Origin of the sequence: Shigella sp. FC1544 (assembly GCF_001722145.1) — a bacterium.
In the GTDB taxonomy this organism is placed as follows: Bacteria; Pseudomonadota; Gammaproteobacteria; order Enterobacterales; family Enterobacteriaceae; genus Escherichia; species Escherichia coli.
The window spans coordinates 1-14,251 of record NZ_MECT01000001.1; the positions used below are offsets into that span (position 1 = coordinate 1).

At 54.5% G+C, this 14,251-nt stretch carries 11 protein-coding genes, 1 tRNA gene and 5 pseudogenes; 2 read left to right on the top strand and 15 right to left on the bottom strand.

The annotated features are described in order from the left end of the window. The 3 genes and pseudogenes from BGK49_RS24765 to yqgH form a co-directional block, all read right to left on the bottom strand. A partial coding sequence (locus tag BGK49_RS24765; protein ID WP_047664789.1) for an IS1 family transposase occupies positions 1 to 165 on the bottom strand: 165 nt, incomplete at its 3' end. Between the two features lie 59 nt (positions 166 to 224). After that, positions 225 to 2,091 (bottom strand): annotated as a pseudogene (speC, locus tag BGK49_RS00005) (ornithine decarboxylase); the annotation flags it as partial. Positions 2,092 to 2,252: 161 nt separating this feature from the next. Further along, positions 2,253 to 2,336: a hypothetical protein gene (gene yqgH / locus BGK49_RS30765; protein ID WP_212591416.1), complete on the bottom strand. Its 84-nt coding sequence runs from the start codon at positions 2,334 to 2,336 to the stop codon at positions 2,253 to 2,255. A gap of 152 nt (positions 2,337 to 2,488) precedes the next feature. On the opposite strand from yqgH, the gene BGK49_RS00010 reads away from it, so the two are divergent. Continuing rightward, entirely contained in the window at positions 2,489 to 3,196 is a 708-nt protein-coding gene (locus BGK49_RS00010; protein WP_000234502.1) for a DUF554 domain-containing protein, read from the top strand. Positions 3,197 to 3,301: 105 nt separating this feature from the next. Next, positions 3,302 to 3,377, top strand: a tRNA-Phe gene (locus BGK49_RS00015). Between the two features lie 148 nt (positions 3,378 to 3,525). On the opposite strand, the gene yghD is transcribed toward BGK49_RS00015, so the two are convergent. The 12 genes and pseudogenes from yghD to BGK49_RS00075 all read right to left on the bottom strand — a co-directional run. Next, positions 3,526 to 4,062, bottom strand: a complete 537-nt coding sequence (yghD, locus tag BGK49_RS00020; RefSeq protein WP_000942800.1) for a GspM family type II secretion system protein YghD — start codon at positions 4,060 to 4,062, stop codon at positions 3,526 to 3,528. Between the two features lies 1 nt (position 4,063). Beyond that, positions 4,064 to 5,242, bottom strand: a complete 1,179-nt coding sequence (gspL, locus tag BGK49_RS00025; protein ID WP_000095000.1) for a type II secretion system protein GspL — start codon at positions 5,240 to 5,242, stop codon at positions 4,064 to 4,066. Further along, positions 5,239 to 6,216 carry a type II secretion system minor pseudopilin GspK gene (gspK, locus tag BGK49_RS00030; protein WP_000633216.1) on the bottom strand — a complete coding sequence of 326 codons (978 nt, stop codon included), beginning with the start codon at positions 6,214 to 6,216 and terminating at the stop codon, positions 5,239 to 5,241. The genes gspL and gspK overlap by 4 nt, the downstream gene beginning before the upstream one ends. A 2-nt stretch (positions 6,217 to 6,218) precedes the next feature. Next, positions 6,219 to 6,818, bottom strand: coding sequence for a type II secretion system minor pseudopilin GspJ (gene gspJ, locus BGK49_RS00035; protein ID WP_001255034.1), 600 nt, complete (start codon positions 6,816 to 6,818; stop codon positions 6,219 to 6,221). Then, complete coding sequence (gene gspI / locus BGK49_RS00040) at positions 6,815 to 7,186, bottom strand: type II secretion system minor pseudopilin GspI (RefSeq protein WP_000820139.1); 372 nt, start codon at positions 7,184 to 7,186, stop codon at positions 6,815 to 6,817. Before gspI ends, gspJ begins: the two co-directional genes overlap by 4 nt. After that, the gene (gene gspH / locus BGK49_RS00045) at positions 7,183 to 7,746 is read right to left on the bottom strand and encodes a type II secretion system minor pseudopilin GspH (protein ID WP_001115133.1); all 564 of its coding nucleotides are present in this window, start codon (positions 7,744 to 7,746) and stop codon (positions 7,183 to 7,185) included. Before gspH ends, gspI begins: the two co-directional genes overlap by 4 nt. 3 nt (positions 7,747 to 7,749) lie before the next feature. After that, positions 7,750 to 8,205: a type II secretion system major pseudopilin GspG gene (gene gspG, locus BGK49_RS00050; protein ID WP_001087282.1), complete on the bottom strand. Its 456-nt coding sequence runs from the start codon at positions 8,203 to 8,205 to the stop codon at positions 7,750 to 7,752. Positions 8,206 to 8,221: 16 nt separating this feature from the next. Next, complete coding sequence (gene gspF / locus BGK49_RS00055) at positions 8,222 to 9,445, bottom strand: type II secretion system inner membrane protein GspF (protein WP_001173439.1); 1,224 nt, start codon at positions 9,443 to 9,445, stop codon at positions 8,222 to 8,224. Beyond that, a pseudogene (gene gspE, locus BGK49_RS00060) lies at positions 9,445 to 10,937 on the bottom strand (type II secretion system ATPase GspE). The gene gspF and the pseudogene gspE overlap by 1 nt, the downstream one beginning before the upstream one ends. Further along, positions 10,937 to 12,997: pseudogene (gene gspD, locus BGK49_RS00065) on the bottom strand (type II secretion system secretin GspD). The pseudogenes gspE and gspD overlap by 1 nt, the downstream one beginning before the upstream one ends. Positions 12,998 to 13,026: 29 nt before the next feature. Further along, positions 13,027 to 13,884: pseudogene (gene gspC / locus BGK49_RS00070) on the bottom strand (type II secretion system protein GspC); the annotation flags it as partial. Between the two features lie 4 nt (positions 13,885 to 13,888). Beyond that, a pseudogene (locus tag BGK49_RS00075) lies at positions 13,889 to 14,251 on the bottom strand (IS1-like element IS1X2 family transposase); the annotation flags it as partial.

Below are 14,251 nucleotides of genomic sequence, written 5' to 3' on the forward strand. Positions count from 1 at the left end.
TTTCTGGTGCGTACCGGGCTGAGAGGCGGTGTAAGTGAACTGTAGTTGCCATGTTTTACGGCAATGAGAGCAGAGATAGCGCTGATGTCCGGCAGTGCTTTTGCCGTTACGCACCACGCCTTCAGTAGCGGAGCAGGAAGGACATCTGATGGAAATGGAAGCCACGCAAGCACCTTAAAATCACCATCATACACTAAATCAGTAAGTTGGCAGCATTACCTATCAGCGCTATGCGCATCCTGGGGGTTCATCACCACTGACGGGAAACTCTGCTGGCGGAACATCGCTTTTTGTAGGTCTTTGACGTCGAAACTGACATACAGATCGTGCATCTCCTGACACAACTGGCGCAAAGTGTAGTCGCGATAGCGCACCGGATATTTGTTATAAACGCTCGGCAACACCTCAGCCAGCGGCGAGTCATCCTCAATATGCTGTTCAAACTGCGCCAACATCTCTACCAGTTGTGCCAGCTTCTCGTGGCTTTCCGCCGGAGTTAATAAGAACAGAATGGAGTTGAGATCGCACTTCTCCGGCACAATGCCGTTCTCACGCAGATAGTGCGCCAGAATCGTCGCCGGAACGCCAAAGTCGCTATATTCGCCGGTTTCGGCATTGATACCTGGTGTAGTGAGTAACAGCTTGCACGGATCAACAAAATACTGATCCGCGGCATATCCTTCAAAGCCGTGCCACTTCGCCCCCGGCTCAAAACTGAAAAAACGGCGGTCGCTGGCTAACACTGATGTCGGATAATCCTGCCACAATTTGCCATCAACAACGGGCGGGATAAACGGGCGGAACAGCTTACAGCGCGCAAGAATAGCCTTGCGCGACTCAATACCCAACTCAACGCACTCAGCCCACAGCCGACGCCCACTCTCCCCTTCATGAATTTTGGCGTTAACATCCAGTGCAGCAAACAGCGGATAGAAAGGGCTGGTAGAAGCATGGAGCATAAAGGCGTTATTCAACCGCTTATGCGGGCAAAAACGCGCCTGTCCGCGGATATGGTTATCTTTTTTATGGATCTGCGACGTCTGTGAGAATCCCGCCTGCTGTTTGTGCACCGACTGAGTCACAAAGATCCCCGGATCGTTTTCGTTAAGTTCTAATAGCAGCGGCGAGCTATCCGCCATCATTGGGATAAACTGTTCGTAACCGACCCACGCGGAATCAAACAGAATGTAATCACACAGATGCCCAACGGTATCGATCACCTGACGGGCGTTATAGACAGTTCCGTCATAGGTTCCCAGCTGAATAATCGCCAGGCGAAACGGGCGCGGCAGCTCGGCTTTTTCTGGCGCAACGTCGCGAATTTGCTGGCGCAGATACTCTTCATTAAAACAGTGCGCATCAATACCGCCAATGAAACCAAACGGGTTGCGTGAAGCTTCCAGATAGACCGGCGTCGCCCCCGCCTGAATCAGCGCGCCGTGATGATTCGACTTATGGTTGTTACGGTCGAAGAGCACCAGATCGCCACGCGTTAACAGCGCATTCGTCACCACTTTATTCGCTGCCGATGTGCCGTTCAGCACAAAATAGGTTTTATCGGCATGAAAGACTTTGGCTGCGAATTTCTGCGCATCTTTCGCCAATAAGCAGATCGCCCAATTTTACGTCAGCGTTACACATATCGGCGCGAAAGACGTTCTCACCAAAGAAATCGTAAAAATGGCGTCCGGCAGGATGCTTTTTAAAAAACGCACCATGTTGATGTCCAGGGCAAGCAAAGGTGCTGTTGCCCATCTCAACGTACTGCGTCAGCGTGTCATAAAACGGTGGCAGCAAATTCTCTTCATACTGACAGGCTGCGGATTCCAGCTCCAGCCACTGCTGCTCGTTGCCGTTGATTACCGCCGTAACGCCCGCAGGTAATTCAACAGCATGTTCGGAATACAAAAACACCGGTAGATGAAAACCGGTGCGCTTAAGCAACGCAAGAATGCCACTGCGACTATCCGCAGCGGTAATGACGACTGCCGCGACGTCCGTAAAATCAGTATCTCCCAACGCCACCACGCGACGATGAGAAGAAAGTCGGGATACCAGTTCACTACTGGCGGCAATATTCATTGATTTCATAAGCGCAAACCCGTTTCGGGGAAGTAAGAATACCGGACAAGGTGGAAAACCCTGCCCCATGAGATATGGGGCAAACTGGTCACCAGCTCCGACCGCCAGACATCAGTAAAAGCAGAAACGCTCTGATTTTACTGTTGTCCTGCAGTGAGCGTGCGTTAACTTCACCGCATGAGCAGTAACATAGAAAGGGAAACGTTTCGCGCGAAACGGCGATAAGCGAGAGAATGTAAGGAGGTGGCGTGCATCGGGCAAACTCCGTACAGAGAGGAGAAAATTCGCGCAATCATGGCACCTTTCGCTAAAGCGTGCAAGCCAGGACTTTGCGACCAGACAAGCCATCAACAAGGCAAAAAGTTCATAATAAGAAAATCAAACAATACAGTTAACAGGAACTCTTGTGGTCATCGGCCCTTTTATCAACGCTAGTGCAGTCTTACTGGGTGGCGTTCTCGGCGCACTGCTCAGCCAACGCTTACCGGAACGTATCCGCATCTCCATGACATCTATTTTTGGTCTGGCATCGCTGGGGATTGGTATTTTACTGGTTGTGAAATGCGCCAACCTTCCAGCGATGGTTTTAGCTACGCTACTTGGCGCTCTAATTGGCGAAATTTGTTTGCTGGAGAAAGGTGTCAATACAGCAGTCGCCAAAGCACAAAATCTGTTTCGTCACTCACGTAAGAAGCCAACGCATGAATCTTTTATTCAGAATTATGTCGCGATTATTGTCCTGTTTTGCGCCAGCGGCACCGGGATCTTCGGGGCGATGAACGAAGGGATGACCGGCGATCCGAGTATTTTAATCGCCAAGTCATTTCTTGATTTCTTTACGGCGATGATCTTCGCCTGCTCGCTGGGTATTGCGGTGTCGGTAATTAGTATCCCATTACTGATCATCCAGTTAACGCTGGCGTGGGCTGCCGCGCTGATATTACCGCTGACCACACCGTCGATGATGGCAGACTTCAGCGCCGTAGGCGGTTTATTGCTGCTGGCAACCGGATTACGCATCTGTGGCATTAAAATGTTCCCGGTGGTCAACATGCTTCCAGCACTCCTTCTGGCAATGCCGCTTTCCGCCGCCTGGACCGCTTGGTTTGCCTGACAATGCGTGCAATAGCGGCAAAGTGATGATAGATTGTGCAGTCTGCAGTAAATTGAAGAAATTTGATTGACGAGACGAGGCGAATCAGGTTTAATGCGCCCCGTTGCCCGGATAGCTCAGTCGGTAGAGCAGGGGATTGAAAATCCCCGTGTCCTTGGTTCGATTCCGAGTCCGGGCACCACTAATTCTTAAGAACCCGCCCACAAGGCGGGTTTTTGCTTTTGGATCTGACAATAACCTTCACGAAAAAAGTTTGCTTATAAAGTCTGGGGGAATTACTCTCGCCACGTTAACGAGAGTAATTTTATTGATACTAATCTCCTGATACTTTACCCCCGTCCAAACTCCAGCCGCTGCACATTCACCATCCCAGTCTTCTCAGCAGCACTGGCATCAATTTGTGTCACCCGCAGCGCATACTTTTCATCCAGCGCGTTTAACCAGTTCAGCAGGTCATTAAACACCACCGGATCTATCCAGACCTGAATATTCTCCCCACGCTCGGCTATCCGCTTGATGACTACCGAGTGCGCGGAAGCACTGTCACTGATAACCCGCGATACCTGCGCAGGCGTTGTTGTGGCGGATTTTCGCGCCGCAATAATATCCGGCGCGGCGCTCCTCAGTCTGGTGTTCATCGCCACCAGTTGCTGCAACATTGTCTCCTGTTGTACTATCCGTTCGCTCAACGGCTGCCAGATGAGGACGTAATATCCGACGCTAAACAGGAACACCACCGCTGCCAGTAACATGCCCTTTTCACGCGGAGAACGCCCCGCTAGGTGTTGTGCCAGCCAGTGTTCGCCACGGCTTAACTGGCGTTCACGCCATTGCTGAAAATAGTGAATAAATTTATCGCGTAACATGTTATTTCCTCCGCAACGTTACGCCGCCGGAAACCGCATCACCCTCTTTCTGTAACGCGTCCTGTTGCACAACATAATCGGTTGCCAGTGCACTACGCAGTTTGTCGAAACTGGCAAAGTTCGCGGCCCGTAGCTGGAGGTGAAGTATCTGGCGTTTTTGATCAAAGGTAAAACCACGCATTTCGATGTCGGAAAGTGACGCAGATTTCAGGGTGCTGGCTATCGCTGACAACTCGGCGAGCAGCCGGGTATCGTCGGCCTGTGGGCGATATTTTTTCAGCGCCATCGTCACCTGAGAGCGTAAATTCACAATCCGCTTCTGCTCCGGGAACAACGTTAAGAACTGTTCCTCCGCCTGGGTGCGGCTTTGCGCCACCTGTTCGCTGACGCTCCATAACGTCACGCCCCGCTCCACTGCCAGCGCAACTAGAATCAGCAATATCGGCAGAATCATCACCCGCCAGCGCGCCCACTGTTTTCGGTAGCTGACGCGAGGCTGCCACGGCCCTGTCAGCAGGTTCCCTTCCGGTTCGCCATAAGTGGTAACGGCGGGCAGAGCTGTAACGGTCAGGCGTTCAGCGTCTGCGCCAGCCCATGCTGATAGCTTTTCCGGTGCAATGCCGACTACGGTTAGCGAAAGCGGTAAATCCTGCTCATTGAGCTGGGCGCGGAACATGACCGGAGCCAGCGCCCGCCCGGCGCTCCATCCCCGGCATTCATCAATGCGGCAGATAACCCGTTGCGCATCGCCAGCCATAACCCCACAAGGAATGGACATCCAGTCTGGCGCGACGGTAGCGCGGGTGATGCCGTTTTCCTGCAACCACTGCGCAATGTTGCGCATATGCTGTTGGTGAATCACTGCTACGGTTGCCAGTTGCTGGTCGATATTCAACGGGGCGAAATGCAGTTCATCGATATCCTGGTTCAGCTCTTCTTCCAGTAAGGCGGGCAGAATGGTCGGTATCTGCTTACGGGCGACATCAGGCAGTTCAACCTGCCAGACGCTGATCCATTCGCCGGGAATGTAGAGTCGAATCGCATCGGTTTGCAGCCATTGCTGGAGCTGTTCGTTAGCAACGTCAGACCAGATACCGTGCTCCACATCGGGTGTACGGCGCTGCCAATGGATGGGATCAGTGGCGCAAAGCGGGAAAAAAATCTCAAGGATGGAACTCACTCACTTTCTCCTGTCTGATGCCAGAGAACCGAAAAGTGTTGTGGGCCCATGCGGACAATTAACGAGTTCATCGTCAGTTCAATCTCATTCACGGTGATATCTGAACGCAGCCAGAAGTAATTGCTGTCCACGCTCAGGACGGTTTTTAGCTGTTTTTTAGTACGCTCATCGACGTCAGCAAGTAGCGGCTGTGCAAGAAACTGATCGACATCTTCCCAGCCCTTCGCCGGACGTTGTTGTAATAACGCCCGCGCCTGAACGGGGCTTAACCACGGGTCAAACAGCGCCTCAAGAATCACACTTTGCGTGACGTCTAAAGTATTGATGTTGATTTGCTGGCGGATCATCGGCAGCGCACAGACCAGCGGTTTCAGTTTTTGATAAAGCCCGGCGTCCATTCCCTGTACCACGCGCATCTCACTGATATCAGCCAGCGGTTGATTGGCGGCGTAGAACGGCACCGAACGGGCGAGATACTCGCTGTCTTCACGGCCCAGACGTGTCTGCACGCTGCGGTCCTCGTCAATAAACACCCACAGGCTTTCGGCTATCAGTTCGGCCCGATAAGCAGGCACATCTAGGCGCGAGATCAGGGCAATCAACTGTTGTACCGCAAGCGGACGCGACGCCGTTGTCGGCTGAGCAAGGGCATTCAGGTTAAAGCAAGCCTGTGCGTCACGCAGGGTGACCGCAATTTGCCCCTGCGGCAGAGGGAAGAAACGAGGGCCGGATGCCCACGGCTGTGCCAGATGCACGCGCTTTTCATTTTTCAGGCTCAGACTGAGCGCGCTCAGCGCCAGGCTTTCCGCACTGGCGCTGTACCACAGCGCCTGCTGGTACTCCTGCTGGCTGCGCGTTCGCCCAAGTTGTTGCTGCATCCGCCCGGAAAGCGTGATGGTTACCAGCATCATAACCGCCAGCAATACCAGCACCACGACCAGTGCCATTCCGCGTTTTGGTGGTGAGGTGATCATGATTATTGCGGCCCGCGTAACAACCAGATGCGTTCAATCTCGCCCCATTGCGGCGAATGCAGGGTCATGCGTACCGCCACAGGGATCGCCTGTACTGACGACCAGCTCTCCTGCCAGCGCGTGCCGTCGTAGAACTGCAAACGGAGCGAATCGGCCGGAATCAACTTTTGCATTGTCGGCTTCACGCTGCCTGCGGCATCGGTCAGCGGCCAGGCTAACCGTTCGAGATAACCGTCATGAATGCGGTAACCGACGGTGAGCAGATTGCTGCGCGGCAGACGCATCAACGGGTTAACCACACCGCCGCGCACAAAACGCATTCCTTCACTCTCAGACGCCAGCACGCCAGCGCCAGCCAGTAAAGCTGGTTCACGCTGGCCCTGATCGCCTCTTACCGGACGCGGCATCATTTGGGTCAGATCGTGGGTCAGAAAACTCATCGTTTGCTGCATGAGGTTTAGTTTTTGATCGTGATCCGCGACGGCGCTATTCACGCGCGTGACGCCGTTAGTCACCTGCTGCGCCATCAGTGCCAGCGAGGCAAAAATGGCAATTGCCACCAACATTTCCAGTAACGTGAAACCAGCGCGAGTCCTTCTCACTGTTGGCCTCCCACGGCGCTAAACCAGGCGCGTCGTGACTGAATCACCGACGAAAAGTCTTCGTGACGGCTGACTTCAATATCCACCGCCTGGAGCAGCGCGTTGCCTGTATTCAATGGGATTGTTCGCCAGTACCAGCGGCTTCCTGCCATATCGCTCTCGCCCTGATGCCTGACCGCCCGCTGCTCACGGGTCATCAGGTAGAGCAGCGCAGTCTGGTTTTCAGCTACCCAGCCCGCTACCGTTTTTTCCTCAAGAACGTGCTGATTACTCAGCGCACCGCTGGCAATCTGTAACACCGCCGTGGCAGCCAGCGCAAAAATCGCCAGCACGAGCATCACTTCCAGCAAGGTAAATCCGCGCTTCATGGCATCCTCTCATCACATTGATTGAGGGATAACGCGCCATCGTGTGCCAGCTTTACCGCCCAACATGCGTTTTGCGCCGCCGAGTAGAAGCGCAGCGTAAACGGCGTGGCGGGTTCAAAAGGCGAAAAACGGATCTGCGGCGTCTTCTTTTTCGCCTCTTTTTGCAACTCCAGTTCAATATCGTGCAGCGTCAGGCGACGACGTTGCAGCTCCAGCGCATATTCCTTCTGCCAGATATCACTTCCGGGTTGTAACAGCATCTGCACCTGTTTCGGCACCGTAACCTGTGCCGATAACCGGGTCGCAGAAACGGGCAACCACTGCCCCTGACGACGCTGCATAAACTGATAGCCAGGCGGGTCGATTAGCACACCGAGTGTCTGTCCTTCAATCACTGCCCTGTCCTTAAACTGCGCAAAGCGAGTCAGAAAATCCTGTGCCGCTTTTTTCGCGGGCGGTTCAGAATCGGTCGCAAACGTCTGTACCACGCCCGCACTGGCAAGGCCGATAAGGAAAATCACCAGCATGATTTCCAGAAGTGTGAATCCGCGTTCAGGCACTGCTTACTGAAACTCCTGCAAATTCCAGTTACCGATATCTGCGCCAGCGCCTTCCCCGTTTTCCTGACCATCCGCCCCCAGGGTATAAACATCAAACAGTCCTTTTTCACCCGGGCTGAGATACTGATAATCATTGCCCCACGGATCCTTTGGCAGTCGTTTGATGTATCCACCAGTACGGTAGTTGCGGGAGTCCGCCATATTGGCTGGCTGCTGGATCAGCGCTTCCAGCCCCTGTTCTGTGGTCGGATAACGCCCGTTATCCAGTCGGTACATATCTAGTGCGTTTTCCAGCGCCACGATATCGCTGATGGCTTTTTGCCGATCGGCTTTCTCTTTGTTGCCCAACAGGTTAGGCACCACCAGACTTGCCAGGACGCCAAGAATAACAATCACCACCATCACTTCCAGCAGGGTAAAACCTGCCCGTGGTTTGTGTGTGCGGGATAACGAATTCATGTGATAACTCCGTAAATTACATTCCAACCATATTATTCAGTTGCAGCATCGGCTCGAGGATGGCGATGACAATAAACAGCACCACGCCCGCCATCATCACCACCAGCGCAGGCTCAAACAGCCCCAACGCCAGCCCCACCTGGGTATCAAATTCCCGTTCCTGGTTAACAGCGGCCTGCTCAAGCATGGTTTCCAGTTCGCCGCTCTGTTCGCCGGAAGCGATCATGTACAGCATCATCGGCGGGAACAGGCGCAACTCCGCCAGCGCGGCGCGCAGACTGCTTCCTTCGCGGACGCGATCTGCCGCCAGCAGCAGTTGTTGTTCGACATAGCGATTTGCCGACACGGCGGCAGCGGTCTGAATGCCTTCCAGTAGCGGAACACTGCTGGCGGTGAGGATGCTTAATGTGCGGGAAAAACGCGCCGTATTCAGCCCGCGCGCAACACGGCCCGTCACGGGCAGACGCAGCAAGGTTTTATCCCAGCGCAGGCGCATAGTAGGATTTTTAAGTAGCCATTGCCCCAGCACCAGAAGCGCCAGCAATCCCGCCAGCCAGTAAACGCCGCTGGCCTGTAACGCATCACTCATGGCGATAAGCGCACGGGTGGAGGAGGGTAGCGCGTGTCCGAGATGATCAAACTGTTCGATGATTTTCGGCACCACTGCCGTCAGCAAAATAGTGACCACGCCCGTTGCCACCACCAGCATAACCAGCGGATAGAGCATGGCCTGCAATAGACGTGATTTCAGGCGCTGTCGCTGTTCGGTGTAATCTGCCAGGCGATTGAGCACCACGTCGAGATGCCCGGATTTTTCTCCGGCAGCGACCATCGAACAAAACAGGGAATCAAAGACGCGGGGATGTTCGCGCAGGCTGTCCGACAGGGTATAACCTTCCTGAATCCGGCTGCGCAGCGCCATTCCGAGGCTCTTCACATGCAGTTTTTCACTTTGCTCACTGACCGCCTGCAAGCAGGTTTCCAACGGCATTGCTGCCTGCACCAGCGTTGCCAGTTGGCGCGTGAACAGCGCCAGATCTGCCGCCGCCACGCGACGATGTGCGTGCCGCCGACGCTGCAACATTCCCCCTGCCGATGCATTCATCCTGGCTTCAATGTGCACGGGGATAAGCTCTTTACCGCGCAACAACTGGCGGGCATGACGCGCGGAATCCGCCTCAATCATGCCTTTGGTTTTGCGACCATTACGCTCCAGCGCCTGATAGTAAAACAGTGCCATTACGCCTCCATGGTTACCCGCAGAACTTCATCGAGAGAGGTTTCTCCGGCGAGCACTTTCTCAATGCCGTTGCTGCGGATACCCGCAGAGTGTTGCCGGACATAACGTTCCAGCTCCAGCTCCCCGGCCTGGCGGTGGATCAAATCACGCAATGTGGCATCCACCACGTCAGCTCATGGATGGCAGTCCGTCCGCGGAAACCTTTGTGATTACAGGCGGGGCAGCCCTGCGGATGGTACAGAGTGACGGTTCGCGCATCGGTAATGCCCAGCAGGCGTTTTTCTTCGTCAGTGGCAGGCGCGGCCTGACGGCAGTCGGGACACAGCGTGCGGACCAGTCGCTGCGCCATCACGCCCGTCAGACTGGAAGAGAGCAGGAAAGGCTCCACGCCCATATCCTGCAAACGCGTGATCGCCCCCACCGCCGTGTTGGTATGCAGCGTGGAAAGGACCAGGTGTCCGGTAAGCGATGCCTGAACAGCGATTTCTGCGGTTTCGGTATCGCGGATTTCACCGACCATCACCACATCCGGGTCCTGACGCAAAATCGCGCGCAGGCCACGGGCGAAGGTCATGCCGACGCGGGTGTTAACCTGTGTCTGACCGATCCCTTCAATCATGTATTCGATGGGGTCTTCAACCGTGAGAATGTTACGCGAATGGTTGTTCAGCTCCTGCAATCCGGCGTACAGCGTGGTGCTTTTGCCGGAACCCGTCGGCCCCGTCACCAGAAAGATGCCGTGCGGTTTGTGTAACAGCTGGCGCAACTGCACGGTCAGTTGCTGGCTAAGCCCCAGACGCTCCAGCGTCAGGCGGGCCTGGTTTTTGTCCAGCAGTCGCAGCACCACGCGCTCGCCCCAGGCAGAAGGCATGGTGGAGACACGCACGTCAATCGCCCGGCCGCCCAGCAGCAGCGCAATACGTCCATCCTGCGGTACGCGCTTTTCGGCGATATCCAGCCGTGCCATCACCTTGATACGCGATACCAGCAGCGAGGCCAGTTTGTGCCCAGGGCGCAGCATTTCATGTAATGTGCCGTCAACGCGAAAACGGATCACCAGACTCTTTTCAAACGTCTCGATGTGGATATCCGAAGCGCCTTCTTTAATCGCCTCTGCCAGCATGGCGTTGATCAGTTTGATGATCGGCGCATCGTCGTCACTTTCCAGCAGATCTTCCGTTTCTGGCAGTTCTTCCGCGAGAGTAAAAAAGTCCTCAGCAGAACCGAGATCTTCCATCAGCTGGCGAGCCTCGGAAGAGTCCCGCTGCCAGACCGCATTCAGCCGCTGTTCAAATTCGGCCTCGTCGATTTGCCGCAGCGTAAAGGGCGCGTTCAGCCCCCGCTGCAGCTCCTGCAAAACAGAGAGCGATAGCGGATGAACGTGGAGGATCTCCAGCGACGCTTCGCACCATGCCACCAGGCTAAACCGACGGCTGAAACTGTAGGGCAGACGCACGGTGTTGGCGGTGGTTTCCTGTGCTACAGGCACCATTAACGCGTTCTCCCGGCATTGAGGAACGCGCGAACTTCCGGCGGTAAGGCCTGGTTTTGCGCTGGCAGTACCGGCTGTGCGGTGTGCGGCATCAGGCTTAAACCTTGCTCATCACGATAGATCTGTTCGGCGCGCATATAGTTATATTTGCGCTGCGACACGCCGTCTGCCGCCATACCGTCACGCAGAATGGTCGGGCGGATAAACACCATCAGGTTACGTTTTTCTTTTTTATCCGCCGTCGATTTAAACAGTTTACCAATCAATGGGATATCGCCCAGCAGAGGCACTTTCGCCACGCTTTCTCCCGCCTGATCGTCCATCAGACCACCAAGCACAATCAGCTCACCATCGTTAGCCAGCACGGTGGTTTTCAGTTTGCGCTCACCAAACACCACGTCGAGGCTGGTCTGTCCTTCCACCTTCGAGACTTCCTGCTCAATCACCATCTGTACCGCGTTACCTTCGTTAATCTGCGGCGTGACTTTCAGCATGATGCCGACTTTTTTCCTTTCTACTGTATTGAAAGGATTGCTGTTATTGGAGCCAACGGTAGAGCCGGTTAATACCGGAACGTCCTAGCCCACCATGAAGAAGGCTTCCTGGTTGTCCAGCGTAGTGATGCTCGGCGTGGAGAGAACGTTCGAGCTGGAGTCGTTTTTAACCGCCTGCACCAGTGCCATCCAGTCGCCTTTCACCACGCCAACCGCCGTACCGCTAAATCCAGAAAGAAGCTGGGCGAGTGTGGAGAGATCGCCGTTGGTATCCGGATTAATGGTGGTAGCGCCGTTTTCACTGATCACCGTCGAGCCTTTCTGCGGTTTCGCCTGAGAAATGGCTGCCCCCAGCGTACCGATAGGGATCTGCGTACCATTAGCAAACTGCATTAATCCGGCATCTTTCGACGCCCACTGCACGCCGAAGTTGATATTGCTACCTTCGGCAACTTCCACGATCAACGCCTCGACGTGCACCTGAGCACGGCGAATATCCAGTTGTTCAATTACGCTTTGCAGCGACTGCATGATGTCCTGCGGCGCGGTTACAATCAGGGCATTACTGTGTTTGCTGGCGGCGATGGATACAACCTCACGCCCGCTACCGACCGTGCCTTCCGCCTCTTCTTTAGCCGCCGTGAGCGTGCCGCTGACCTGTTTCAGCACATCGACCAGATCTTCGGCTTTGCTGTATTTGAGATAGAAAACCTGGCTGTTGCCGCTGCGTTCCATTTCTGAGTCCAGCCGACGGATCAGGCGGCGCATTTTGTCCCGCGTGGCCGGGTCACCACTGACAATCACACTGTTGGTGCGTTCGTCGGCGACAATTTGAGATTTCAGCGTCGCAGGCTGGTTCTCGCCGCTGTTTTTCGTCAGGCTTTCCAGCACGCGGGCGATTTCCGAAGCCGAGGCGTTATCCAGCGGGATCACCTCTTCGGTGCGATTACCCGCGTGATCCACGCGCTGGATCACTTCCGTCAGGCGCTCCACAACGGAGGCGCGTCCGGTGAGCATAATCACGTTGGAGGGATCGTAATTAACAACGTTGCCTGAGCCTGCGCTGTCGATCATCTGGCGCAGAATCGGTGCCAGCTCGCGTACCGACACATTACGTACCGGCACTACTTTGGTGACCATTTCATCGCCCGCGTAGTTGTCGCTGCCTTCACCGACCAGCGGCAGCGGCTCGACTTTCGCAGCGCTGGATTTCACCACCTTCAGCACGTCGTTTTCCATCGGTACGACGGCATACCCCTGTGCTTCCAGCAGGTTAAGGAATAGCTGGTAATACTGGCGTTCATTGAGCGGGGTCATGGTGCGAATACTCACTTTCCCCTGTACGCCCGGCCCCATAATGATGGTTTTATTAAGGTTAGCGCCGACGGTTTCGATGAACGATTTCAGGTCGGTATCTTTAAAATTAGCGGTGAAAGTGGCTTCTTCCGCCCAGACCGGTGAACTGCATAATGCCGCTGCCAGCACCAGCGGCAGTAAACGCTTTTTTGTTTTGAGGCCAGTTGTCTTCTTACGCCAGACCGACAACGTAATATCACGCCAAAACACGATGAATGATTCTCCTGGATTAAATGCGGTTAGCGCAGCGCGATGGAAATGTCGTGGCGCGCACCCTTGCGTAAAACCGTAAGTTGAATGGAATCCATTGAAGGTAACTGCCGCATCAGAGCAATCATTGCTCGTGGATCAGTGAAATCCTGCTGATTTAGCGCAATGGCGATATCGCCTTCCTTGAAACCGCTGGCATCGAACAGAGAACGATCTGCCCCCGGCTTCACTGCATAACCGACAATTCCCTCCTTACGCACAGGCGTAAGCTGGATATAGTTAAAAATTTTCTGCGGATCTTTCGCCAGTGCCTGACGCACGGCAGTCGGTATCTCAACTGGCGCACTGACAGCAGGTTCAGCAACAGCTTGCTTTGCTTCGTCACTGACAGCTTTTTTGTTGGTCGCGGCAACGGTGGAACGCTCCTCTTCAGCCAGGCTCAGGCGCTCTATTTTTCCCTGATAGCGCAGCATCACATGGTCGCGATTGATTTCCTCAATCACCGCGTTGTGCGAGCCAAGCGTTTCACCCTGCAAATAGACCTGCTGTTTACCGCCTTCTTCAATAACCGCGCCGGGTCTGGCACCAAAGGCGATCCCGCGCAGCACCACATTAAGACGCGTTTCTGCCACAGGCACAGGTTCGGGTTGTTTTACCGGCGTGGCGACGGGCTGATATTTGCCAAACCAGTTTTGCTGGCTGATTAATTGCACGTCATTTTTATCGAACGTTTTTGCATCCGCACGGGGCGGTTTATTCGCCGATGGGGAAACAGCCGTATATTCCGCAGAAAAGGAGAAATAGCGCCAGAGTGAATGCGCCACTTTTGCAGAAATAATAAGCAGCATCAGCCAGAACATCCCGCGTACAATTTTTGGTAATGACTCCAACTTACTGATAGTGTTTTATGTTCAGATAATGCCCGATGACCTTGTCATGCAGCTCCACCGATTTTGAGAACGACAGTGACTTCCGTCCCAGCCTTGCCAGATGTTGTCTCAGATTCAGATTATGTCGCTCAATGCGCTGAGTGTAACGCTTGCTGATAACGTGCAGCTTTCCCTTCAGGCGTGATTCATACAGCGGCCAGCCATCCGTCATCCATACCACGACCTCAAAGGCCGACAGCAGGCTCAGAAGACGCTCCAGTGTGGTCAGAGTGCGTTCACCGAAGACGTGCGCCACAACCGTCCTCCGTATCCTGTCATACGCGTAAAACAGCCAGCGCTGACGTGATTTAGCACCGACGTAGCC